The sequence below is a fragment of the Klebsiella sp. 28 genome (genome assembly GCF_018223905.1).
In the GTDB taxonomy this organism is placed as follows: domain Bacteria; phylum Pseudomonadota; class Gammaproteobacteria; order Enterobacterales; family Enterobacteriaceae; genus Klebsiella; species Klebsiella pneumoniae.
In genome coordinates this window covers 13033-37903 of sequence record NZ_JAGRQY010000087.1, presented here as the reverse complement: position 1 = coordinate 37903, position 24871 = coordinate 13033, and the positions used below count along the sequence as shown (strand labels likewise).

At 60.8% G+C, this 24871-nt stretch carries 19 protein-coding genes; 5 read left to right on the top strand and 14 right to left on the bottom strand.

The annotated features are described in order from the left end of the window. The 12 genes from KHQ28_RS15190 to rppH all read right to left on the bottom strand — a co-directional run. A partial coding sequence (locus KHQ28_RS15190; RefSeq protein ID WP_211777633.1) for an AAA family ATPase occupies positions 1–918 on the bottom strand: 918 nt, incomplete at its 3' end. Beyond that, positions 915–4451, bottom strand: a complete 3537-nt coding sequence (gene recB, locus KHQ28_RS15185) for an exodeoxyribonuclease V subunit beta (RefSeq protein ID WP_004211883.1) — start codon at positions 4449–4451, stop codon at positions 915–917. The genes recB and KHQ28_RS15190, both read right to left, overlap by 4 nt. After that, on the bottom strand, positions 4448–7333 hold the full coding sequence (gene ptrA / locus KHQ28_RS15180) for a pitrilysin (RefSeq protein WP_016946086.1): 2886 nt from the start codon (positions 7331–7333) through the stop codon (positions 4448–4450). The genes recB and ptrA overlap by 4 nt, the downstream gene beginning before the upstream one ends. Positions 7334–7453: 120 nt before the next feature. Continuing rightward, the gene (recC, locus tag KHQ28_RS15175) at positions 7454–10819 is read right to left on the bottom strand and encodes an exodeoxyribonuclease V subunit gamma (RefSeq protein WP_211777632.1); all 3366 of its coding nucleotides are present in this window, start codon (positions 10817–10819) and stop codon (positions 7454–7456) included. Between the two features lie 12 nt (positions 10820–10831). Next, positions 10832–11155: a prepilin-type N-terminal cleavage/methylation domain-containing protein gene (locus tag KHQ28_RS15170; protein ID WP_002915888.1), complete on the bottom strand. Its 324-nt coding sequence runs from the start codon at positions 11153–11155 to the stop codon at positions 10832–10834. After that, complete coding sequence (locus tag KHQ28_RS15165) at positions 11140–11547, bottom strand: DUF2509 family protein (RefSeq protein WP_004181182.1); 408 nt, start codon at positions 11545–11547, stop codon at positions 11140–11142. The genes KHQ28_RS15170 and KHQ28_RS15165 overlap by 16 nt, the downstream gene beginning before the upstream one ends. Then, positions 11544–12101 (bottom strand): prepilin peptidase-dependent protein, encoded by a 558-nt coding sequence (locus tag KHQ28_RS15160; RefSeq protein WP_032418380.1) that lies wholly within the window; start codon positions 12099–12101, stop codon positions 11544–11546. The genes KHQ28_RS15165 and KHQ28_RS15160 overlap by 4 nt, the downstream gene beginning before the upstream one ends. Continuing rightward, positions 12098–12649: a prepilin peptidase-dependent protein gene (locus tag KHQ28_RS15155; protein ID WP_004889953.1), complete on the bottom strand. Its 552-nt coding sequence runs from the start codon at positions 12647–12649 to the stop codon at positions 12098–12100. The genes KHQ28_RS15160 and KHQ28_RS15155 overlap by 4 nt, the downstream gene beginning before the upstream one ends. Before the next feature lie 185 nt (positions 12650–12834). Further along, positions 12835–13629: a thymidylate synthase gene (thyA, locus tag KHQ28_RS15150; RefSeq protein WP_002915933.1), complete on the bottom strand. Its 795-nt coding sequence runs from the start codon at positions 13627–13629 to the stop codon at positions 12835–12837. Between the two features lie 6 nt (positions 13630–13635). Further along, a complete protein-coding gene (gene lgt, locus KHQ28_RS15145; RefSeq protein ID WP_002915934.1) occupies positions 13636–14511 on the bottom strand; it encodes a prolipoprotein diacylglyceryl transferase in 876 nt (291 codons plus the stop codon). A gap of 245 nt (positions 14512–14756) precedes the next feature. After that, on the bottom strand, positions 14757–17003 hold the full coding sequence (gene ptsP / locus KHQ28_RS15140; protein WP_002915935.1) for a phosphoenolpyruvate--protein phosphotransferase: 2247 nt from the start codon (positions 17001–17003) through the stop codon (positions 14757–14759). A 12-nt stretch (positions 17004–17015) separates the two neighbouring features. Beyond that, complete coding sequence (gene rppH, locus KHQ28_RS15135; RefSeq protein WP_002915936.1) at positions 17016–17546, bottom strand: RNA pyrophosphohydrolase; 531 nt, start codon at positions 17544–17546, stop codon at positions 17016–17018. A 453-nt stretch (positions 17547–17999) separates the two neighbouring features. Here rppH and KHQ28_RS15130 point away from each other — a divergent pair, with 453 nt between their 5' ends. The 5 genes from KHQ28_RS15130 to KHQ28_RS15110 all read left to right on the top strand — a co-directional run bounded on the left by KHQ28_RS15130 (position 18000) and on the right by KHQ28_RS15110 (position 21304). Beyond that, the gene (locus KHQ28_RS15130; RefSeq protein ID WP_004218186.1) at positions 18000–18143 is read left to right on the top strand and encodes a hypothetical protein; all 144 of its coding nucleotides are present in this window, start codon (positions 18000–18002) and stop codon (positions 18141–18143) included. Positions 18144–18228: 85 nt separating this feature from the next. Then, positions 18229–18924, top strand: a complete 696-nt coding sequence (gene mutH / locus KHQ28_RS15125; RefSeq protein ID WP_004143967.1) for a DNA mismatch repair endonuclease MutH — start codon at positions 18229–18231, stop codon at positions 18922–18924. Positions 18925–18987: 63 nt separating this feature from the next. Beyond that, positions 18988–19701 (top strand): TerC family protein, encoded by a 714-nt coding sequence (locus KHQ28_RS15120; RefSeq protein ID WP_002915973.1) that lies wholly within the window; start codon positions 18988–18990, stop codon positions 19699–19701. 123 nt (positions 19702–19824) lie between these two features. Beyond that, the gene (locus KHQ28_RS15115) at positions 19825–20043 is read left to right on the top strand and encodes a YgdI/YgdR family lipoprotein (protein ID WP_002915974.1); all 219 of its coding nucleotides are present in this window, start codon (positions 19825–19827) and stop codon (positions 20041–20043) included. A gap of 220 nt (positions 20044–20263) precedes the next feature. Continuing rightward, positions 20264–21304, top strand: a complete 1041-nt coding sequence (locus tag KHQ28_RS15110; RefSeq protein ID WP_002915975.1) for an NADP(H)-dependent aldo-keto reductase — start codon at positions 20264–20266, stop codon at positions 21302–21304. A 102-nt stretch (positions 21305–21406) separates the two neighbouring features. Here the strand turns inward: KHQ28_RS15110 and lplT are convergent, their stop codons facing one another. Together lplT and aas are read right to left on the bottom strand one after the other, a co-directional pair. After that, entirely contained in the window at positions 21407–22600 is a 1194-nt protein-coding gene (gene lplT / locus KHQ28_RS15105; RefSeq protein WP_004185495.1) for a lysophospholipid transporter LplT, read from the bottom strand. Continuing rightward, positions 22593–24752 (bottom strand): bifunctional acyl-ACP--phospholipid O-acyltransferase/long-chain-fatty-acid--ACP ligase, encoded by a 2160-nt coding sequence (aas, locus tag KHQ28_RS15100; protein ID WP_020802360.1) that lies wholly within the window; start codon positions 24750–24752, stop codon positions 22593–22595. The genes lplT and aas overlap by 8 nt, the downstream gene beginning before the upstream one ends. Positions 24753–24871 lie beyond the last annotated feature (119 nt).

Here is a 24871-nt window from a genome sequence, read left to right as displayed (position 1 = left end):
GGCCAGCTGGTCGCGATCGCCGAGGAAAATCACCCGCCCGTGGGCCGGCAGCGCGTCGATAAGCCGCGACATCATCGGCAGGTCGATCATCGAGGCTTCATCCACCACCAGCACGTCCAGATGCAGCGGGTTGCCGGCGTGATAGCGCATCCGCTGGCTGCCTGGCTGGGCGCCCAGCAGACGATGCAGCGTGCTGGCCTCGGTGGGAATCAACGCTTTCTGCGCGTCGGTCAGCGGCAATTTTCTCAGCGCCGCGCCCAGCGATTCGGTCAGACGCGCCGCCGCTTTCCCCGTCGGTGCCGCCAGGCGAATACGACAGCGTGGACTGTCGTCAATCTGGATCAGCGCCGCCAGAAGCTTCGCCACGGTGGTGGTCTTCCCGGTCCCGGGACCGCCGGAGATCACCGAGATGCGGCGGGTCAGCGCCACCGCCGCGGCCACTTTTTGCCAGTCGGTTTCGCCGGTGGCGGGAAACAGCGCATTCAGGGTGGCCGCCAGCCGCGCCTCATCCATCTCCAGCACCCGGTTGGCGTCATTGAAGAAGCGGGCGACGGTCAGCTCGTTGCGCCACATCCGGTTCAGGTAGAGCCGGTCGCCGCACAAAATCATCGGCGCCGGGGCATCGCCGCAGCTTACCGCCGACGACGCGAGCAGCAGCGCGGGCCAGTCCTCCGGCGCGCCGGCTTCGGCCAGCAGCCGATCGCGGATCTCCCCCGCTTTACCGCTCAGCGCCTCGTCGCCGCTCAACCGCGAGAGCGGCAGACAGACGTGCCCCTCGCCGGCATCCCGGCTCAGCAAGGCCGCCGCCAGCTTGACCGCCGGCGGGTCGTTTTGCGCCACCATCAGGGCAAACTGGACGTCCAGCGGCCGCAGCAGACGCTGCTCCACCGCCGCCAGCAGTAGTTGTTCGAAAGTCATGAGGCCTCCTCCTGAGTTTCTCCGGCAAAAAGCTGATCCAGACCGTCAATCAGCGGTCGCACCGGCCGGGTGGTGAAGATCCCCTGCCCCCCCTCCTGCCCGTCCATGCCGCGCAGGAAAAGATAAATCACGCCGCCGAAGTGGCGGTCATAGTCATAATCGGCCAGCCGGTGGCGCAGATAGCGGTGCAGCGCCAGGCTATACAGCTGATACTGTAGATCGTAGCGGTGGGCACGCATCGCCTGCTCCATCGCCGGCCGGGTGTAGGCCTCGCGATCTTCCCCCAGCCAGTTGGATTTGTAATCCAGCAGGTAATAACGGCCTTCGTGACGGAAGACCAGATCGATAAAGCCCTTCAGCATGCCGCGCACCTGGCGGAAATCCAGCGGCGGCGTGTCGGCAGAGAGGGGATCGTACTGGCGGATAAGCGCGTCAAGGCGCTCCGCCGTCAGCAGCTGGGCGATGGGCAGGTAAAATGCCATCTCCACCTGTTTATCCCGCGCCGCAAGCTGATTGAGCGCGATATCCGGCCCCGGCAGGCGGGTCTTCAGCACGCCCCCCAGCCAGTCGGTCAGCACCGGCGCCCACTGCGCGTCAAACCCGCTCAGCTGCAGCTTCTCCGCCATCCACCCTTCCGGCACCGGCTGGGTGAAGTCCAGCTCCTCAAACAGGCTGTGCAGGAAGGTCCCCGGCGCGGCGCCGCGCGGGAACTGGTGCGGAGTCAGCTGCGGCTCTTCCACGACTTCGCCGACGCCGGCGGCATCAACATCCAGACGCGGCAGCAAATCCTGCCCGCCGCTGAAACCATGCTGCTGCAGTCCGGAGTAACTGGTCACCCGCCAGTCGTCGGCGATGCGGCGCTGCAGCTCGCGCGCCGACAATCGCGGGATGGTCGCCGCGGGCGCCTGCCACGGGGTGAGATCCAGTTCGCCCGGTCTCTGTAATGCAATATCGCCATGACAGAAGTCCGCCAGCCGCGCAGCCAGCCCGGCGGCGTCCATGGCTTCGCCCGCCTGCAGCAGCCGTCCCAGCGCGCTGAGGTGGAAATCGCTGTTGCCGGATTTCCGGCTGCTGAGCGGCGCCACGCCGAGGCTGCAGTGCCAGACCGCGCGGGTCAGGGCCACGTACAGCAGGCGCAGATCTTCCGCCAGTCGTTCCGCCTCCGCCAGCTCGAGGCTGGCCTCATCCTGGCCCAGATCCAGCACCGCCGCGAACGTCTCGCGATCGTGGTAAAACGCCTGGTCCTGTTTACGAAACCGGGCGATAAACGGCAGCCAGACCAGGGGGTATTCCAGCCCTTTTGACTTGTGAATGGTGACAATTTGCACCAGGTGCTTATCGCTTTCGAGACGCATCTGCTGGCTGGCGGCGTTGCTGTCCGGCTCGGCAATATGCTGCGCCAGCCAGCGCACCAGGGCATGCTCGCTTTCCAGCTGGCTGGCCGCCTCCTGCAGCAGTTCGCTGATGTGCAGAATGTCGGTTAAACGCCGCTCGCCGCCGCGGGTCGCCAGCAGGTTCTCGGCGATATGCCGGGCTGTCATCAACGCCCGCAGCATCGGCATCACCCCGCGCTGCCGCCAAATCTGGCGGTATTCGCTGAACTCTTCCACCAGCGCGTCCCACGCCTGCTCGTCCTGGTTCAGGTTTTCAATATCCAGCGCGGTCAGGCCAAACATCGACGTCGCCAGCGCGCTGCGCAGGGTATTTTCCCGCTCCGGGGCCAGCACCGCCTGCAGCAGCCAGAGCAGCTCCTGGGCCTCCAGCGTCTCAAAAACGCTGTCGCGGTTGGAGAGGTAGACTGAGGGAATGCCCAGCGTCTGCAGCGCTTCACGTACCTGCGCTGCCTCCAGCCGGTTGCGCACCAGCACGGTAATATCCGAAGCCTGTACCGGGCGCGAGGTTTCCCCGCGCCACAGCAGCGCGCGCCCCTGCTGACCGGCGCTCAGCCAGTCGCGGATCTGCGTGGCGCAGAGCTGCGCCATAAAGGTCTGATAATCGCCAGACCCGACGGTGTCGCCGGGCATCAGCCAGACGTTCATCGCCGGTACGTCCGCCGCGTCAACGGTAAAGCGCAGCCCCTTGTTCTTCGCCGCCGCCTTCACCGGCAGGAACGGGATCTCGTGGAACATGAAGGGGTTATCGCTGAGGCTGAACAGCCGATTGACGCTGCCCACCATGCCCGGCGAGGAGCGCCAGTTGGTATCGAGGGTGTAGTGCGCGGCAACGTCGCCGCGCGCTTTCATATAGGTAAAGATATCGGCGCCGCGAAAGGCGTAGATGGCCTGCTTCGGATCGCCGATCAGCAGCAGAGCCGTCTCCGGCTGCCGGCGCCAGATGCGGCGAAAAATCCGGTACTGTTGAGGGTCGGTGTCCTGAAATTCATCGATCATCGCCACCGGAAAACGCTGGCGAATGGCGCTGGCCAGCGTCTCGCCGCTGTCGCCGCGCAGCGCCTCGTCAAGCCGGCTGAGCATATCGTCAAACCCCAGCTCGCCGCGGCGGCGCTTTTCGCGGGCGACCGCATCGCGGATCTCGACCATCGCTCTCGCCAGCACCAGATCGGTGAGCGTCAGCGAGGAGGCCAGCAACGACTCTACGGCGCTAAACAGGGGATGCACCGGCGGTTCGCCACCGGCTTTGGTGCGCTCGAGCAGAAACGACTGGGCAAATTTCTCCAGCGCGTCGGGCAGCTGGTAGCTTAACGTCTCTTCCTGCGCCCAGGCGTTCACTTTCTCCATCCACTTGCCCTGGTTGCCGCGATTAAACTTCCGCCGGTCAAGGCCGGAATTTTCCAGCACGCCTTCGATCTCGCCCACCTGCTCGCGCCACTGCTGCTTGAGCGAGTCAATGCGGGCGATGATCTGCTGATGGCGTTCGGCCAGCGTCTCGTTAGGGGCTGGCGGCGACTTAAGCTGCGGCGCTTCGCCCTGCAGCCAGCGGTCAAGGGACTTCAGCAGATCGCGCGGCCCTTTCCAGACGTCGTGGATCACCGCCGCGATATCGCGGGTCAGGGGATAGCAGTGGCGGCGCCAGAAATCGGCGCAGGCCTGATAGCGCAGGCGGGATTCATCCTCGATCAGCTGTTGCTCGAACAGCATGCCCGACTCGAAGGCGTTAAGGCTCAGCATCCGTTGGCAAAAGCCGTGGATGGTGAATACCGCCGCCTCGTCCATCTGCCGTTCAGCCAGCAGCAGCGTCTTCGCAGCGTCATCTTTATCGGCGATCTCCGCCAACAACGCGCTGTAGAGCGGATTGTCGGATTCGCCGCGCAGGCAGGCGATGCGCAGTTCGTGGATGTTGCTGCGGATACGGCCGCGCAGCTCTTCGGTCGCCGCCTCGGTAAAGGTCACCACCAGCAGTTCTTCAACGCTGATGGCGCGGGGATAGGCGGCCTCACCGCCCAGCCCCAACAGCAGCCGCAGATACAGCGCGGCGATGGTAAAGGTTTTTCCGGTGCCCGCAGAGGCTTCTATCAGGCGCTCGCCGATCAGGGGCAAGCGCAGGGGATCCAAAGACTCAGCGGTGTCGGTCATTCATTCTCTCGCATCAGGGGTAAGGATTGCTGCAATGCGCTGACGTTTTCCCACACTTTGCCGCCTTTCGGCTGGGCATAGTCCGCTTTGCCATTCTGGCTACCGGAAATCTGGGACAAGATCGTCATGCCCTGCGGATCCACCACCGTCTGATGGAAGAAGTCGGCAAGTTTTTGCGGCGTCAGCAGTTTAATCTGAGCCACTACTTTATCACGTGAATCAAAACGCATATTACCGCGATCGAAATCTTTGCTCAGTTTCGAGGCTTCATCGCCCAGCGTCTGCGGCGCCTGCAGCATCTGGCTTATCACCGCCTGCTGGAGCTGAGCAAACTCTTCCGGCTTCATCGCCCGCAGCTTCGCCTCCGCGGTGGGGAAGAAGGCCTGGAACCGCTGCCAGAGGAAGGCCGGTTGCTTATCGCTACTCTGCAGCAGGAAGCCCATGCCCCACTGGCGCCCCACGTTCATCGGGAAGGCAAAGACCGCGTAGCCGAGCTGCTCTTCGGTACGCAGCTGGTTGTAGAACCACGGCTGAATAATCTGTCCCAGCAGGGTGCTGGCGGCGGTGCTGCTGAACTCATCAACATTGGGCGGCGCGAACACCGCGGCCAGCGCGGAGTCGGTGCTGTTGCCCGCTTTGTTGAAGATCGCCAGCTGCTGCCGGTTCACCACCACGTCTTTATTGCGGCACCATTCGTTGCCGTCAGCGCCCAGCTGCTGCTGGATCTGGCGGGCCAGGGTCGTGGCGGCATCGGCGGTCATATTGCCGATCACCATCAGTTCAGGACGCCCCCTGGTTTTCAGGTTGGCGCGGTAGTCGAGCACCTCTTTAAGAGTGATGGAGGGCAGCAGCGCCCGGCGCACTTCGCGCTGGAAGTACGGCACCTGCGAGACCATCTGGATCGGCATTATCGCCTGATCGTAGGCTTTGCCTTTCTCGGCGGAATCCATCATCTGCGCATACCAGGATTTGGCCTGCTCCAGCTGCTCCTCGGTCGGCGTATAGCTGAAGTATCCCTGCAGCAGATCGCTGAACAGCGCCGGAAGATGCTGGGTATAGCCGTTGGCATTGACCATTAATCCATTATTAGCGCCGGTAGAGAACGAAATGCCGCCGACCGCCGCCTGGTTACTGAGCTGGTCGAGGGCGATGCCGGCGAGATAATCGTTGAGGGCAAACATCACCTGCCGGCGAGCGCTGTCCATCGCCTGGGGATTACGCAGCACCAGGGAGATGTCCGCCTTCGGCTCGCTGGCAAAATACTGGCTCGGGGCATACACCACCCGCAGCGTCGGTTCATCAAGGATCAGCTGCGGATGCGGCCAGGCTTTATCGCTTTTGATAAGGGTGAAGTCATCCGGAATATAGGGGTTGAGCGCCGGCAGCTGCAGCTGGATGGCCTGCGATTTGTGCTGCCAGTCAGCGAACGTCTGCTCGCTAATCTTATCCACCTGATACGGCGCATCGACAAAGTAGGCCGTCTTGTTATGCGGCTCCTGGGGGCTGATATACCAGATACGGGCGTTCTGCGGGGTCATCATCGCCAGCCGGTCTTTGATCGCCTGCGGGTCGTACTGGTCGGCAATATTCACCACGTCCAGCGCATGCTCGACCGGCACTCGGATCATGGTATCCGCCAGCCATTCCACGTAGTCCATGTCGCGGTTGATCGACGGATAGCGGAAATCCAGCGCCAGTACATGCGCCAGTTCGTCGAAGTACCGTTTATCGATGCCCTGAGTACGCAGGAGGCCGAGGTAGCTGAAAATGGCCGCCGTCACTTCATCGCGGTGCGCCAGGCCTTTGTCGGTGAGGGTGGCTGAGATCGCCAGTACGCCGCTGTTGCCGTTTACCACCGGATCGGAATCGGCGCGGATACCTTCCGCCAGACCTTGTTTTTGCAACCAGTCAGAGAGCGTGCCCGGGCTGCGGTTGCCGATAAGATAGGTGACCAGCTCATCGGTTTTGCTGCGGAAGCGATCGCTGTTGTTGTCGATGCGAAACTCGACGCGCAGCACTTTACGCGGCATCGCCGGCACATAGTGAATAATGATGCCTTTTTGCGCATCCGTGACCACCGGGACGGTAATTTCCGGCCTGCTGATCTGACGATTCGGCACGCGGCCAAAGGTGTCCGCAGCCATGCGCGCCAGCGCCGGCAACGGCTTGTTGCTGTAGATCACCGCTTTCATCAGATTGGCGGAGTACCAGCTATCGCGGAAGGTGTGCAGCGCATCAAGCACCGGGCTGCCGGGCTTATCGCTGAGCGTCTCGAGGTTGCCACCCGAGAAGTGGGCCGCCGGGTGAGCCGGGTTGATGGTCTCCGCGCTGACCTGGGCCATGCGCATCCCGTCTCGCGTCCGGGCCATCGTCAGCTCGGCGTTGACCGCGTTACGTTCGCGGTCGGCATATTTTTTATCCAGCAGCGGCGCGGCGATGGCGTCGGCCAGGCGATCTACGGCCCCGTCCAGCGCATCATTTTCCACTTCAAGATAAAACGCGGTGCGGTAGGGCGCGGTACTGGCGTTATGGCTGCCGCCGTGCAGCTTAAGAAACTCTGCAAGGCTGTCAGGCTGGGGATATTTTTGCGACCCCATCAGCGTCATATGTTCCAGAAAATGCGCCAGCCCCTGATGATCGGCCGGATCCTGCAGGGATCCCACCGGCACCACCAGCGCCGACAGCGATTTCACCGCCTGCGGATCGGAAACCAGCAGCACGACCATGTCGTTATCAAGGCGGATCGCCTGATACTGACGCGTATCTTTTTCGCTTTTGCGGATCGTCTCCTGAATCGGCTGCCATCCGGTGTCGGCCTGACTAAACGGCGCCCAGAGGGCGGCCAGCACAACAAAAACCTTGAACCATAAACTGCGGGGCATTCACGAACCTCATCATTAACAAACTTGCGCTGCACAGCGTGCAGCCTTTTATGTCCATCAGTCCGTGATACGTTGCGCATATTAAATGAACCGTCATTCAGTGCGCAATTTTTATACTATTTAAATTTGTGTGGACCGATGGTAACGATATAGCGGTAACAGATAACGCTGCGTCTGGGCAATGATTTCTTCGTAATGCGCCGGCTCCAGCGAACGCCACAGGCGTTGATACCAGATATCGGCGCCCTCCCCACTGACCACCATGTTCCCTTCGTAGGTCTGCAGGAATTTGCTCCGCGCTTTCTGCTGCGTCTCTTCGTCCATTAAGATGACATCCTTTTCGGCGTCGTAACAGGCTTTCAGCCAGGCGCCACCGCTTTCCGGCAGCAGCAGCAGCGGCTGCGACATCCCCAGCAAATAGCCATCCACCAGCTCGTTAAGGTACGCCTGCGCCTCGGCGGGCGCCNNCCACTCTCCCTCTTTCCGCACAAACAGCCGGCTCTCGCCGGTGCCGCCGCTGGCGCAGTAGACAAGGTGTTCCAGCCAAAGTTGCATCCCCTGGGAGACGCTCAGCAGCGAAGGCCGCCAGCGCAGCAGACCGTCCGGCTGCACCTGCTGCAGCCAGCCGGTCAGGTTCACGCCGCCGCACTGCAGATCGATCTCCATGCTCTGCGCCTGCTGGCGCTCGGCCATCACCCGCTCGGCCAGCGCCTGCATCTCCAGGCGCTGCGTCTCCCAGACCAGCTCGCCAAAGGCGCCATACGGCAGCTCGCCGGCGGCGCGAAAGCGGCGGAACATAGCCGAGACGTCCTGCTCCTCAATAAGCGTATTGAGCAGTTGCTGATTCAGTTGATAACGGCTCAGCCCTTCAAGAGTGAACGGCTCGTCGTCTGGAATATCGTCCTCTTCGGCGCGGAAATTGACCCGCAAACGCTGCTGAAAGAACGCGCGTACCGGGTGCTGCCAGAAGCGCAGGAGCTGATCGAACGGCAGGCTGTCAATCGGCGGTGCGGTGAGCGGCTGTATAAAATCGCTATGCGCCTCTCCCTGCTGGCCGGCGGCCGCCAGCCATTCACGAGCGTAGCTCTTGTTCTCGTCTTCCTGGAAATTGGCAACGTCGAACGGCATGCGCGTATGCAGATGGGTGATGTGGGCTTTAACCCGCGCTTCGCTGGCGTCGCAGTCAAGCTCTTCGTCACCGGCGAGACAGTGACTCTGGCCGATATAATCCACCAGCTCCTGCACCAGCACCGAAGGAAAACGCTCGCTGTTGTCCTGGATCGAACGGCCGATATAGCTGATATACAGCGTCTGCTCGGCGGACATCAGCGCTTCGAGGAACAGATAGCGGTCATCATCGCGCCGGCTGCGGTCGCCGCGCTGCGGCTTCTGGCTCATTAAATCAAAGCCCAGCGGCGGTAGCGTGCGCGGATAAACCCCGTCATTCATCCCCAGCAGGCACACCACCTTAAAGGGGATCGAACGCATCGGCATCAGGGTACAGATATTGACCGGGCCGGCAAGAAAGCGCTGGCTGATCCGCTGCTGATCGAGGCGCTGGGCCAGCTCATCGCGCAGCAGCGTCAGCGGCACCTGCTCGCCATACTGCGCCTCCAGACCGCTATCAATAACCGCCAGCCACTGCTGCTCAATCAGCGCCAGCGCCGCTTCGGTCTCACTGTCCGGCAGGAAAAAGTCATTCAGCAGATCGCGACAGACCGGCAGCCACTCCGCCAGCGGCCGCTGCTGGGCCAGGCCGCGTCGCCACAGATTAAGCTGCATCAGCAGCGACGCGAGGTTGCCCACCAGCTCGGCGATCAAACCGCTGGATTCGTCATACGGCAGCACCGATTGCCACTCTCCCTCGCGGCTGTCCATCGCGTAGCCCAACAGCATGCGGGTGAGGCCGAACCGCCAGGTATGCTGCCCGGTCGCCGGCAGGTCCAGCTCACGGACGTTGTCGTCATCCATTCCCCAGCGGACGCCGGACTCGTTCACCCACTGGCGCAGGTAGCGCAGCCCTTCTTCCGTGATATTAAAGCGCGCCGCCAGCACCGGGACGTCCAGCAGCGCCAGCACATCTTCACTGGCAAAGCGGCTGTCCGGCAGTGAGAGCAGCGTAATAAACGCCTGCAGCACCGGGTGCGACTCTCGGGCGCGACGGTCGGAGATCGCCCACGGCAGCCAGCGATCGCCGCTGGCGGCGCCAAACACCGCCTGTATATAGGGGCTGTAGCTGTCGATATCCGCCACCATGACGATGATATCCCGCGGCGTGAGCGTCGGATCCGCCTCCAGCATCGCCAGTAGCCTATCGTGCAGAACCTCCACTTCGCGCTGCGGACTGTGGCAGACGTGAATGCTCAGACTGCGGTCATCCAGCGCCAGCGGACGTTTGTCGCGACTGTGGGCGAATGCCTCTGCGCTCTGCCCAGCCACCGCCGCGTTGCGTAGTTCAAGGATATCCGACTGCAGGTTATGCAACAGGTTATCGGGGGCGATGTCGACAAAAGCGTCCAGCTCCTCATAGCGCTCCAGCCCCGCCAGCAGGTAGATATAGTCGCGCCCCAGTTTGCCCCAGGAGGCGAGCAACGGGTTGCCGACATCCTGTTCCCCGGCGTCATTAAACAACCCCGGCGCCTGCTCGGTGTCGCGAAACAGGGGTAGCGCGCGCGCCTCGCGGTGATGGCGCCGCTGGCGCGACAGCAGCTTCGCCAGGAACGCCGGATCCTTAATGTCTCCCCAGTAGTAGCGGCAGGGGTTGGTAAACAAGACATAGACATCGACATGCTTACCCAGCGCCTGCAGCGCCTGAAGATAGACCGGCGGCAGCGCGGAAATCCCGCAGATGAAGACGCGCGACGGCAGCCCGGCGGGCGGTTCGTCCGCTTTTTCCAGGGTACTGATAAAGCGCTGGTAGAGATTGGCGCGGTGCCACTGCGGCTGCCCCAGCTCGGCGGTGTAGCTCACCAGAGCCTGCCACAGCGGCGCCTGCCACTGCTGGGCATCGCCAAGACCTTCCACCCGCTGGCCGGCCTCCCAGCGCATCAGCCACTCCGGGCGATAGACGAGGTACTGGTCATAGAGGTCCGCCACCCGGGCGGCCAGCTGAAACAGCTTGCGCTTGTCGCCGTCATCACTCAGATACTGGCGCAGCAGGATAAAATCGTCTTCCTCCAGGTGCTGCGGCAGGAGGGTCATCAGCTTCCAGCTCATGCTCTGCTTGCTGAAGGCGCTTTCGCCAGGAATATCTTTCAGGACGCGCACGAACATATCCCAGATAAAGCTCGCCGGCAGCGGGAACTCGATATTGGCGGCAATCCCGAAGCGCGCGGCCAGGGTCATCTGCAGCCACTGCGCCATGCCGGTACTCTGCACCAGCACCATTTCGGCCTGAAAAGGGTCATCCAGCCGCTGGCGCTCGACGATAAACTCCATCAACGCCTCGAGAACATCCAGCCGGTTTGAGTGGTATACCCTTAACATAATTGCTCCTGACTACTGGCTGACCGGGCAATGCAGCCGGGTCATCTGCACCCGCTTTGCAACGGGTCTACTGATCGTTACCGTGATGCTGACACATCTTTGCCTCGATGTCTGCATACGGCTTACCTGCCCGCGTGCCGGCGACGGCGGCGCGGAGAGCTGGCTATAGCGCCACGCGTCGCGCCACAGTTGACGGGTCTGGTTCAACTGGACAATTCCTTGCGCCATTCCGCGCTGATAGCCGCCCAGCGCGGTGACCGTCAGCACCATCAGCGCCATCGCCAGCACGGTCTCCGGCAGGCTAAACCCCCGCTGACGCTTCAGGGCATTTGACATAAGCTCGCCTCCCTGAGCGGGCAAAAATCGCTCCAGCCGTGGGCGGAAAAACGCACCTGCCCGCCGCGCACCTCGCCGGACTGCCAGACCTGCACCTCGCCGCTGGCGCTGCTGAGCACCAGTGAACCGTCGCCGAAGATACGCAGACAGGCGCGCCAGCCCTGCGGCGCCTGCTCCCGGCAGGCCAGCGCCACCTGCGCCGACCAGACCTGCTGTTTTCCCCACTGCAGCGCGGAATGGGCTATCGCCGTATCGCGGATCGCCTGCGTTTCGCTGGCGGTTTGCGCCAGCAGCGCCCGCTGCTGCAGGTTAAGCCCCTCGAGTAACAGGCTGCCGAGGGTCAGCAACAGGAGCACCATCAGCAGCGACGACATTCCACGCTGGCGGATCACAGGTTATACCCCGTCACCCGCTGCTCAACCTCGCTCGTCAGGCCCGTCTGTTGCGCGGAGCGCGCCGCCAGCGTCACGCTCAGCTCCGGCGCGAAGCCCGGGGTGACCTGACGTTGTACCGAGAAGCGCGTCACCACGATGGCGGCCGGGTTGGTGATTTTCTCCCATCCGCCGCCGCGGCAGTCGCTGGCCCCGCGCAGGGTCTCCAGCGCGCCGTCGCGCAGGCGAAAGCCGGTGCTCTCCGCCGCTGCCGCGGGGGAGGTTTCCCATCTCCCGTTGCTGTTCGCATCCCAGCGCATAATCAGACACTCGCCGCCAGCGGCTAGCTCCAGCCCGGCTCCGCCGCACGCTCCCCGGCAGTACCCGGCGCGCTGCAGATGTTTTCCCACGGCATGCACGCGCTGCCATAGCTCGTTCTCCAGGGCCAGCTGTTCGCCCTGGCGCAGAATATGACGCTGCAGGGCAGGCAGAAAGCGGCAGGCCCCCATCAGCAGCAGCGAGCCGATGGCCATGGCGATAAGCGCCTCCGCCAGGGAAAATCCGCGGCGGCTCACTGACACCCTCCTGCGCTGTCGCTGCGGCATAAACGAATCCGCCCCCAGTGTGAGATCACAATGCTCCAGCTGCCGGCCGCGCTCTGCAGCCGCAGATTCCCCGCCCAGGCGGTGCTGCGCAGACCATAAAACCCCAGACCAGGCGTAACGCCAGCCAGCGTGATCCCCGGCCAGCGCGGGCGCAGCGTGAAGGATGTCCCCGAGGCGCAGTCAGGCCCCTCCCCATCCGCGCTCAGGCACCAGCCCACTTCGTCCTGGCCGACGCGAAGCACGCGGTCCCGGTTGTAGGCGTTGGCGTCATCGCGCAGAAAGAGCAGAAAATCCCGCACCTGGACGGCGGTTTGCCACAGTCGTTGCTGCTGCTGCCAGCGCTGCCAGCCGTACAGGCCGCCGACGCTGAGGATCATCATCAGTGTCAGCGTTACCAGGGTTTCCATCAGGGTGTAGCCATGTTCTCTGTTCATGGCGTCGAGTATGCCGCGGCGATTAGCCCTGGCGCGACGACGGAAAATAGCTTTCCCGGCCAGATACGCAAAAAAGCTTTGCATACTCGACAGAAGAACATTTTTTTGCGAACGTCTACCCAACTTCGCCCACCGCAACCACCTGTGGCCTGGGGGGCAGGTGAAAACAACCTTCTCCCGGTGGTAACGGAAAGCGCTCCCATCGGGTGGTGCGAAGGGCATAAAAAAACCGGCGCCATCGGGCGCCGGTTAGTCATCTCTGCTGGGGGTTAAATCGCCACCGGCGCTTTAATGCCCGGGTGCGGATCGTAACCTTCAATCTCGAAGTCTTCAAAGCGGTAGTCGAAGATCGACGCCGGCTTGCGTTTGATGACCAGCTTCGGCAGCGGACGCGGTTCGCGGCTTAGCTGCAGGTTGGTCTGCTCAAGATGGTTGCTGTACAGATGGGTGTCTCCGCCGGTCCAGACGAAATCACCGACCTGCAGATCGCACTGCTGCGCCACCATATGCACCAGCAGCGCATAGCTGGCGATATTGAACGGCAGGCCGAGGAACACATCGCAGGAACGCTGATACAGCTGGCAGGAGAGCTTGCCGTCGGCGACGTAGAACTGGAAGAAGGCGTGGCACGGCGCCAGCGCCATTTTATCCAGCTCGCCGACGTTCCATGCCGAGACGATGATCCGGCGGGAGTCCGGGTCGTTTTTCAGCTGGTTCATCACCGTGCTGATCTGGTCGATATGGCGGCCATCCGGCGCAGGCCAGGAACGCCACTGTTTGCCGTAGACCGGCCCCAGGTCGCCATTCTCATCCGCCCACTCGTCCCAGATGGTGACGTTGTTCTCATGCAGATAGGCGATGTTGGTGTCGCCCTGCAGGAACCACAGAAGTTCATGGATGATGGAGCGTAAATGACAGCGCTTGGTGGTCACCAGCGGGAAGCCTTCCTGCAGGTTAAAACGCATCTGATGGCCGAATATGGAGATCGTGCCAGTGCCGGTGCGGTCATTTTTTGGCGTGCCCTCGGTGAGCACTTTCTGCATCAAATCAAGATACTGTTTCATGGTTCCTCAAGAATTCTGTTGCTGCGGACGGTGGCGGTAAGCCCAAACCATCATAATGATACCCGCAAGCACCATCGGGATCGAAAGAATCTGCCCCATACTGATGTACTGCACCCAGCCGCCGGTGAACTGGGCGTCGGGCTGGCGGAAGAATTCCACGATGATGCGGAACAGGCCGTAGCCAATCAGGAACAGACCGGAAACGGAGCCGGTCGGGCGCGGTTTACGGATAAACAGGTTGAGGATCAGGAACAGTACCACGCCTTCCAGCGCCAGCTCGTACAGCTGCGACGCGTGACGCGGCAGCGCGCCGTAGGTATCGAACAGCGATTGCCATTCCGGATGCGTCGGCAGCAGCGCCAGGTCTTCGGCACGGGAGCCCGGGAAAATCATCGTGTAGTGGAAGCTCGGGTCCACGCGGCCCCACAGCTCACCGTTGATGAAGTTACCCAGACGCCCGGCGCCAAGGCCAAACGGGATCAGCGGCGCGATAAAATCGGAGACCTGGAAGAAGGTGCGTTTGGTGCGTCTGGCGAAGATAATCATCACCAGGATCACGCCGATCAGGCCGCCGTGGAACGACATGCCGCCGTCCCAGACGCGGAACAGATACAGCGGATCGGCAAGAAATACCGGCAGGTTGTAAAACAGCACGTAGCCGATACGGCCGCCCAGGAAGACGCCGAGGAAGCCCGCGTAGAGCAGGTTTTCCACTTCATTTTTCGTCCAGCCGCTGCCCGGACGATTCGCCCGACGGGTGGCCAGCCACATCGCAAAGACAAAGCCCACCAGGTACATCAAACCGTACCAGTGGAGGGAGACCGGACCTAGAGAAAAAATGACCGGATCGAACTCCGGAAAATGCAGGTAGCCACTATTCATCTGTCACCATAAAGACTTGTTATTCCGCCGAAAGTGGACAGCGGTGATGATCCATACCCGAACAAAACGGGCACGCCGAAGGAGGCGAATCATAGCATAAGCCACAAGAGCGATCCGCGCCGAACGTGTAAAAGATATGTATACGGATGCTAACAGAATGCCGTTTTCCCGGCGGTACCCTACTTTGCCGGAGGGTGCGAGCAGAGGATCCCCGGGTTACGGCTTACGCCTCACCCGGGCTGGCGCTACCGCCCGCCGCGGATCAGGCCGCCGAGACCGCGACGCTCCATAAAGGCCGCCACCTGATGGCGCACCTCGGCGGTCATCTGCGCATCGAGGCTGCGACGCGACAGCTCCTGCGCCTCTTCGATATCAATGCGGCGCAGCAGATACTTCACCCTCGCCACCGAGCGGCCGTTCATCGACAGATGGCGGTAACCGAGGCCGATAAGGATCGTCACGCACATCGGGTCGCCCGCCATCTCGCCGCACAGGCGCAGATCGATGCCAAAGCGCTCCGCGTCATGGGCGATCATCGCCAGCGCACGCAATACCGCAGGATGCAGGCTGTCATACATGCTGGCGACCCGGGTATTGTTGCGGTCGACGGCCAGCAGGTACTGGGTCAGGTCGTTCGTCCCTACCGAGATAAAATCGATCCGGCTGGCCAGCTGCGGCAGCATAAAGACCATCGACGGGACCTCCAGCATCACCCCCAGGCGCGGACGTGGGATGGCGTAGCCGATCATCTCTTCCACTTCCCGGCTGGCGCGATCGATCAGCCGACGGGCCTCATCCACCTCCTCCAGACTGGTCACCATCGGCAGCAAAATGCTGAGGTTGCCGGTGGCGGCGTTGGCGCGCAGCATCGCCCGCACCTGGATCAAAAAGATCTCCGGCTGATCGAGGGTGATGCGGATCCCGCGCCAGCCGAGGCACGGGTTCTCTTCGCTGATCGGCATATACGGCAGCTGTTTATCCGCGCCGATGTCCAGGGTACGCAGGGTCACCGGTTTGCTGTTAAACATCTGCAGCATGCCCTGATACTGGGCGACCTGCTCCTCTTCTGAGGGGAAGCCGCTCTGCAGCATAAAGGGAATTTCGGTGCGGTAGAGGCCAATGCCGTCAACAAAGCTGCCGAGCTTCTCTTCGTGCTCCGGGCTTAAGCCGGCGTTGAGCATGACTTTCACCCGCTCGCCGCTTTTCAGCTCCGACGCGCGCTGGAGATCGTCCTCCGCCAGGCGGCTGAGTTCGTTCTCTTCGCTGATAAGGCGCTGATACTCCTGCAACAGGACAGGTTCAGGATCCACCAGCAGTTCACCGCGATAGCCATCGACAATCAGCGTATGGCCATGCAGCAGCGAGGGCTGAATATCGGCGCCCATCACCGTTGGGATGCCGAGGGCCCGCACCATAATAGCGGCATGGGAGTTGGCGGCGCCATCGCGCACCACCACGCCGGCCAGGCGATCCTGCGGCACTTCGGCGAGGGTGGTGGCCGACAGCTCGTCCGCCACGAGGATAATGCGCGCCGGCCAGGTGTTGGGCCCCTGAATACTGTCGTCGAGATGGAACAGCAGACGCTGGCCCAGGGTACGCAGATCGCCGGCCCGCTCTTTCAAATAGCCGTCGCTCAGCGCGGCAAACTGTTCGGCGAACTTCTCAATGATCTTTTTGACGGCCCACTCGGCGACGGCGCCTTTGTCAACTTCGGCAAACAGCTCGCGACGCAGGCGGGCGTCGGAGAGCAGGTGCGAGTAGAGATCGAAGATCGCCGCCGTCTCTTTTTGCGCCCCGGCGGCATAGCGTTTGCTGTAGCGACGAAACTCGTTGGCCGCCTCTTCCAGCGCACCGGTCAGGCGTTCGCGTTCCGAGGCGGTGTCCAGCGTCGAGGCTTCATACACCTGCTCCATCAGCGGCAGGCTGACGTCCATCCAGCCCTCGGCGATCGCCACCCCGGAAGAGGCCGGCAGAGCGCGAATGCGCGTTTGACGATACTGGCCGAACAGGGCGTTCAGCTGGGACTGGGAGAGGATCGCCGCCATCTGGGTGGCGAGGGTGACGAGGAAAGACTCTTCGCTTTCATCAAACTGACGCAGCTCGCGCTGCTGGACCACCAGCACGCCCAGCAGCTGGCGGCGCTGAATGATCGGCACGCCAAGGAAGGCGCGGAAGCGGTCCTCTTTGACGGCGGGGATATATTTGAAGCTGGGGTGTTTTTGCGCATCGGCGAGGTTGATGGGTTCCGCCAGGCGGCCAACCAGCCCCACCAGGCCTTCATCGAACGCCAGCGCAACGGTGCGCCCGCGAGGTTTTTTTAACCCGCGGGTGGCCATCAGGTAATAGCAGCGTCGGTCATTGTCAGCCAGGTAAACCGAGCAGACTTCCGTCTCCATCGCCTGGCAGACATCCGTCACCAGAATATCCAGCGCCTCGTTTAAACGCGGCGCGCTCGCGACCTTCTCGACTATTTCTCGCAACCGAGTGAGCATAATGTGCGTGGCTTAACCTCTTTTACGTCGATAAGCAGGCGCGTTTTGCGGCTTAGGTGCGCTCTCCGCCAGCGACATGGTCACGCTGGCGAACTCTTTCATCACCCGGCGGTAGACGTCGCGCTTAAACGACACCACCTGGCGAACCGGGTACCAGTAACTCACCCAGCGCCAACCATCAAATTCAGGTGTACTGCTGGTTTGCATATTGATGTCCGCATCGTTGCCGATCAACTGCAAAAGAAACCACTTTTGTTTCTGGCCGATACAAACCGGCTTTGTGTCCCAACGCACCAAACGTTTAGGCAACTTGTAACGCAGCCAGTTACGGGTTGATGCCAGGATCCGCACATCTTTACGGCTTAACCCGACCTCTTCAAACAATTCCCGATACATCGCCTGCTCTGCGGATTCTCCTGGATTAATGCCCCCTTGCGGGAACTGCCACGAGTGCTGACCATAGCGCCGGGCCCACATCACCTGGCCCTGACGATTACAGATTACAATACCGACATTTGGGCGGTAGCCATCGTCATCAATCACCGGACTACCTCAAGATAAGCTTCAATGTGAATGATTGTTTCACACTCGCCGGAAACGGTAAACCACTCTGTTCGCACACTGAGAACGGATAACATTTGAATAACTCACAGTAATTGCCAGAGTTATAAACAATGAAAGCGCGTGACAGCCGATTTTATTCACTTTTTCTGTGGATAGAGTTGTGAAGAAGTACGGAATTAACCCGGGAAAACCCAGAGTAATCTGGACATCGCATCGCTAGCATCTGAAAATAATAGTATCATATTCATAAGGTTAGAATATATTCCTTTCACACATTACAGCATAACGTGACGATCATCACACATGCGATCCGCCGACTGATGAAAGATCGAGCAATGTCGATTTTATCCACAGATTACGCGCAGGCCACCGGCAAATTTTCTCTAAAAATTCGATTTTCGTCGCACGTCAAGGCTGTAAATCGAACCAGTAGTGAGTCTTTTCCCCAGTTATCCCACTTTTCTGTGGATAACATGGTGTAAGATCCTGTTTATTGTCAGTGACCAGTTCTGGAAAACCCGTTTACACCGTTTTCATAAGCCGCATGATGAGTTTAAAAAGCCATATAAATCATGAGATTGGTATAGTTACTCAGAAAACGGTAAACTCTATCCACAACGCGCAAAATTAGCGCTCACTTTTTAACCAAAGGTATTGCCCTATGCCCGCTATCGCTCCGCTCGCCTCACCGCCGCAAAGTCAGGAACAGCTGCTGGCCCAGGCCCGCCAGCTGGCCGGCTATTCGCTGGGCGAGCTGGCGGCGCTGGCGGGGATCCCCATTCCGCGCGATCTGAAGCGCGATAAAGGCTGGACGGGCATTCTGCTGGAGCTGTGGCTGGGCGCCAGCGCAGGCAGTAAACCCGAGCAGGATTTCGCCGCGCTGGGGGTCGAGCTCAAAACGATCCCCATCGACAGCCGGGGACGCCCGCTGGAGACCACTTTCGTCTGCGTCGCCCCGTTAACCGGCAATAGCGGCGTCACCTGGGAGAGCAGCCATGTGCGGCATAAGCTGCAGCGCGTTCTGTGGATCCCGGTGGAGGGTGAACGCACCATCCCGCTGGCGGCGCGGCGCGTCGGCGCACCGCTGCTGTGGAGCCCGGACGAAGACGAGGAGCGCCAACTGCGCATGGACTGGGAAGAGCTGATGGATCTCATTGTTCTCGGTGAGGTAGAGCGCATTACCGCCCGCCACGGCGAGGTGCTGCAGTTAAGACCGAAAGCCGCCAACAGTAAGGCGCTGACCGAAGCCATCGGCGCCCGCGGGGAGACAATCCTCACGCTGCCGCGCGGTTTCTATCTGAAAAAGAATTTTACCGCCGCCCTGCTTGCCCGCCATTTCTTGTTACAACACGATTAATTTTTTGTTCTGCGTTGGGGGTTGCATATAATTGCTGCTTTCTATTTTGCAGGACTTTGAACAATGTTATTTGCATGGATAACCGATCCTAACGCCTGGCTGGCGCTGGGCACATTGACGCTGCTGGAGATCGTGCTCGGGATCGACAATATTATTTTCCTCTCTCTGGTCGTGGCTAAGCTCCCCACCGCCCAGCGCGCCCATGCGCGCCGGATCGGTTTGATGGGCGCGATGGTCATGCGTCTGGCGCTGCTAGCCTCAATCGCCTGGGTCGTTAAGCTTACCAACCCGCTCTTTACCGTTTTCGGTCAGGAGATCTCGTTTCGCGATCTGATCTTGCTGCTCGGCGGGCTATTCCTTATCTGGAAAGCCAGTAAAGAGATCCATGAGTCTATCGAAGGTGAAGAGGAGGGGCTGAAGACCAACGTCCACTCCTTCCTCGGCGCTATCGTGCAGATCATGCTGCTGGATATCATCTTTAGCCTCGATTCAGTGATCACCGCCGTCGGCCTGTCGGATCATCTGTTCATCATGATGGCGGCGGTGGTGATCGCGGTGGGGGTGATGATGTTCGCCGCGCGACCCATCGGCGATTTTGTTGACCGTCATCCTTCGGTGAAAATGCTGGCGCTGTCGTTTCTGATCCTCGTCGGCTTTACCCTGATGCTGGAAAGCTTCGACGTCCATGTGCCGAAGGGATACATCTATTTCGCCATGTTCTTCTCTATCGCGGTGGAGAGCCTTAACCTGCTGCGTAATAAGAAAAACCCGCTGTAAACCACAAAATTGCAGCCTGGTCACAGGCTGCAACCCTTTTTCAGACTTTACTGCTTTTTATGTCTCACAAATCAGGCTATTAATAGACGGGTATGGGGTGCAGCTACTGAAGAGGTGTTGACGATGAAGAAATGGGCAGTATTGATTTCCGCCGTAGGACTGGCGTTCTCGGTTTCCGGTTGCAGCAGCGATTACGTCATGGCGACCAAAGATGGGCGAATGATCCTGACCGACGGTAAACCTACCGTGGATGACGATACCGGTTTAATCAGTTACGAAGATCAGCAGGGTAATAAAATGCAGATCAATCGTGACGACGTTTCGCAAATCATTAAGCGTTAATCTTTCCCTGTCGGCCCCAGCTTCTGTTGACGCTGCGCTTACCGACCACCAGTCTTTTGAGAAGAGTCGGGATATACCAGGACGCCGCGGGTTTCACCCACCGCCCCTCCTCGTCACCCGGCTTTTTTGATTTTTTACTTCCTCTTTTTCTCACCCTCTGCCATGTTGATACTCCTTTGTCGGGGAATGCCTGACCTTATAAATAAAAAGGAAGCTGGCTATGCAGTATCACCGTATCCCACACAGTTCTCTTGAAATCAGCACCCTCGGGCTGGGAACCATGACTTTTGGCGAACAGAATAGCGAGGCCGATGCCCACCAGCAGCTCGATTACGCGGTTGCCAACGGCATCAACCTGATCGATGTCGCTGAAATGTACCCGGTCCCGCCGCGCCCGGAAACCCAGGGGCTGACTGAAACCTACGTCGGCAACTGGCTGGCGAAACGCGGCAATCGCGAAAAGCTGGTGCTCGCCTCGAAAGTCAGCGGGCCCGCGCGCAATAACGACAGCAGCATTCGGCCCAATCACGTCCTGGACCGCAAAAATATCCGCGAGGCGCTGCACGCCAGCCTGAAGCGGCTGCAGACCGATTATCTCGATTTATATCAGGTTCACTGGCCGCAGCGGCCAACCAACTGCTTTGGCAAGCTGGGCTATACCTGGGCCGACGCCGCGCCCGCCGTGACGCTGCTGGATACCCTCGAAGCGCTGACCGAGTTCCAGCGCGCCGGGAAGATCCGCTACATCGGCGTGTCGAACGAAACCGCCTTCGGCGTGATGCGTTATCTGCACCTGGCGGATAAGCACGACCTCCCGCGGATCGTGACTATTCAGAATCCTTACAGCCTGCTGAACCGCAGCTTTGAAGTCGGCCTCGCGGAAGTGAGTCAGTTCGAAGGCGTGGAGCTGCTGGCCTACTCTTGCCTGGCTTTCGGCACACTGACCGGCAAGTATCTCAACGGTGCGAAGCCGGCGGGGGCGCGCAATACGCTGTTCAGCCGCTTTACGCGCTACAGCAGCGAGCAGTCGCAGAAAGCGGTAGCGGCCTATGTGGATATCGCCAAACGCCACGGCCTCGATCCGGCGCAAATGGCGCTGGCCTTTGTGCGTCGGCAGCCGTTTGTCGCCAGCACCCTGCTGGGGGCGACGACCATGACGCAGCTGCAGGCCAACGTGGAAAGTTTGCAGCTTGAGCTGAGCGAAGAGGTATTAGCGGAGATTGAGGCGGTGCATCAGGTTTATACCTACCCGGCGCCGTAAGAAAGCAAAGCCCCGGGTAAGGCGTATACGCCTTACCCGGGCTATCGAAGAGCAGATATTGGCGAACCCATCGCCCAGTCAAGCGCAGCGCAAGCCGGGAGGTTATTTACGCCGCCCCCAGACCCACAGCGCGGCAATGGCCACGGCGAATACCGCGCCAAAGCCTATCCCCACGGCGACCGGTGGAACGCCCACGCTCACCGCCAGGGAATAGAGCCCCAGCATCAGCAGCATCGCCACGTTCTCACCGAGGTTCTGTACCGCAATGGCGTTACCTGCCCCGACCGAATGTTTCCCACGCTCCTGCAGCAGCGCGTTCAGCGGTACGATAAAGAACCCGCCGAACACCCCGAGCAGCAGCAGCAGACCGAACGCCGGCAGCAGCGACTGCTGCACCGCAAAGGCTATCACCGCGATACCGATCAAAATCCCGGCCGGCATACAGCGCGACACCGTCTCCAGGGTCACCAGCTTAGCCGCCGCCCCGGCACCCAGCACAATCCCCACCGCCACCATCGCATTAAGATAGGTGGGCATGGCGTTGCTGGTAATGCCCAGCGCCACCGGCACCCAGATCACCAGCAGGAAACGCAGGGTCACGCCAGCGCCCCAGAACAGGCTGGTGCCCATCAGCGAAAAGCGGGTTTCGCCGTTGCGCCACAGCGTCCGGCAGGCGCTGAAGAAGCTGTGCGTCATTGGCTTAAAACGCCACGACTGCCCCGGACGCGCCGCCGGCAGCCTGGGTATCCACAGGTTAGCCACTACCGCCCCGCCGTAGACCAGCGCGCAGACGATCAGCGCCGCCAGCACGTGCCAGTCGGCGAGGATCCCGCCGGCCATGGAGCCCAGCAGGATCGCCGCGATGGTCGAGGACTCCATCAGTCCGTTAGCCTTCACTAACTTATCGCCGGTGGTGAGTTCGCCGAGAATGCCATACTTGGCCGGCGAATAGGCGGCGGCGCCAATCCCCACCAGCGTATAGCCGATAAACGGATTGACGCCGAAGCAGATGCAGCCGGCGCCGAGCAGTTTCAGGCCGTTGGCCACCATCATCACCCGGCCTTTGGCAAAGCTATCGGCGAACTGGCCGACAAAGGGGGCAAAGAGGATGTAAGCGCCCACAAACAACATCTGCAAGACCGGCTGGCTCCACTCCGGATAATAGAGCTGCTTCATCAGCGCCAGGGTGGCGAAGAGAAGCGCATTGTCGCCGAAGGCCGACAGGAACTGGGCGCAGATCACCGCCACCATCCCTTTCGAGTACAGCGAAGGGTTAGTATGTACTGACTCACTCATGGGTTGTTTCCGCCTCGTCGACCATATTTTTCAGGGTGACATAGTCTGGCTTGCCGCTGCCGAGCACCGGTAGCTGTTTCAGCCAGCGTATATCTCGCGGCACCGCCAGCTCCGGTACGCCGTGCTGGCGAGCGTAGCGCAGCAGGGCTTCACGAGTCAGTTCATTATCGGTGGTAAACAGCACCAGCGCCTCGCCTTTGCTGGCGTCCTGTTTAATCGCCGTGGCGTGCATTTTGTCCGGCGACGCGCCGAGGGCCACCTGCTCCACCATCTCGAGGGAGATCATCTCGCCGGCGATTTTGGCGAAGCGCTTCGCGCGGCCCTGAATGCGGACATAGCCCTGCTCGTCGAAGGTAACGATATCCCCGGTGTCATACCAGCCCGCTTCCATCTCGCCGTGCTGGTTTTCCGCCGCAGGCGCTTCCAGCATGCCGGGGTTTTCCACCCGCAGGTAGCCTTTCATGATGTTCGGCCCTTTCAGCTGCAGCCGCCCCCCTTGCTCAATGCCTGGCATCGCCAGCAGGCGGGCGTCCATCCCCGGCAGGATGCGGCCCACGGTGCCGACCTTCGCCGCCATCGGCACGTTAATCGAGACCACCGGCGCGCACTCGGTCACGCCATAGCCTTCGAGAATGCGCAGGCCGAATTTATCCTGCCACAGCTGTTTGGTGCTCTCCTGCAGCTTCTCCGCCCCGGCGACCACGTAGCGCAGGCGGTAGAAATCGTACGGATTGGCGAAACGGGCATAGTTGGCGAGGAAGGTCGAAGTGCCGAACAGCACCGTACAGTTGCGATCGTAGACCAGCTCCGGCACCACGCGATAGTGCAGCGGGCTGGGATAGAGAAACACTTCCGCCCCGGTAAGCAGCGGCGTCAGCAGGCCGACGGTGAGGCCAAAAGAGTGGAACAGCGGCAGCGCCGACATAAAGCGGTCATTGGCGGTAAAGTCGGCGATAGTTTTGATCTGCTCGACGTTGGACAGCAGACTCTTATGGCTGTGCACCACCCCTTTCGGATTGCCCTCGGAACCGGAGGTGAAGAGGATCATCGCCGCGTCTTCCGGCTGCTGCTTAACCTGCGCCAGACGCGGCGCCAGCAGATGAGCAAAAATCCACAGTTTGTCAGCGAGGGTGATATCGCCTTTAAGATCTTCCAGGAATACCCAGCGCACCTGGGTCAGCTGCTCCGGCAGGTGCCAGAGTTTGCCTTTATCGAGGAAGGTGCGCGAGGTGAAAATGGTGTTGAGCTCCGCGGCGGCTATCGCGCTGCTGAGCCCTTTCACCCCGGCGGTATAGTTCATCATCGCCGGAATACGCCCGCGGGCGATAGCGCCGAAAATCACCGCCGCGCTGATGCCGGCGTTAGGCAGCATCAGGCCGATCTTCTCGCCCGGCTGGCTGTATTTTTCCAGAATGCGGGCGACAAACAGGGTTTTGGTTAGCAGCTTGCGATAGGTATCCGGCTGGAAGTTGATATCCTCCACGCAGGGTTTGCGCGCGCCGAAGCGGTCCTGCGCCGCCAGCAGCGACTCATACAGGGTTTCCCGCGGGCGCACCGCCATCCGGGCTTCCATCATGATCTGATGCAGCATCTCCCCGGCGATTTTGCGCCGGTCGCGGGCGCGCGGCGCCTCGGGCATCGGCAGATGGGTGGGCGGCAGGAGATGCAGCTGAATACGCGGGAACAGGCGACGTTTCACCAGCCCCTTCAGCCGGCTGAAGGGCGTCAGTTCGGCGCCTTCAATACGCAGCGGCACAATGGTCGCCTGCGATTTGGCGGCGACAAAGGCGGCGCCGTCATAAATTTTCATCAGCGAGCCGCTGACCGAAATTCGCCCTTCCGGGAAAATAACCACCGGCCGCCCCTGCTCAATCAGGCGCACCAGATGTTTGATCGACATCGGCTTGGTCGGGTCCAGCGGCACAAAATCGATAATCGGCGTCAGCGCGCGCATAAACCAGCGCTGGCTGATTGAGGTATAGACCGCAAAAACCGGTCGGACCGGCAAAAACAGCGCCAGCAGAATGCCGTCGAGGAAAGAGACGTGGTTCGGGGTGATTAAGACCTTTTGCTGGTATAAAGCCTGCGTGTCGCCGGTCAGTCTGACCCGGTATAACCCCTTGAACAGCAGTCTGAAAAATCCCAAAAGCATAACAACTCCATGTGACCGGTTGATGAGTCAAAGCAGGTTACACGAGAAGGCATGGGAAAGCAGTGCAGCGGGGGGATTTTCGGAATAAAAAAAACCTGCGCATCCGCGCAGGTCGGTGT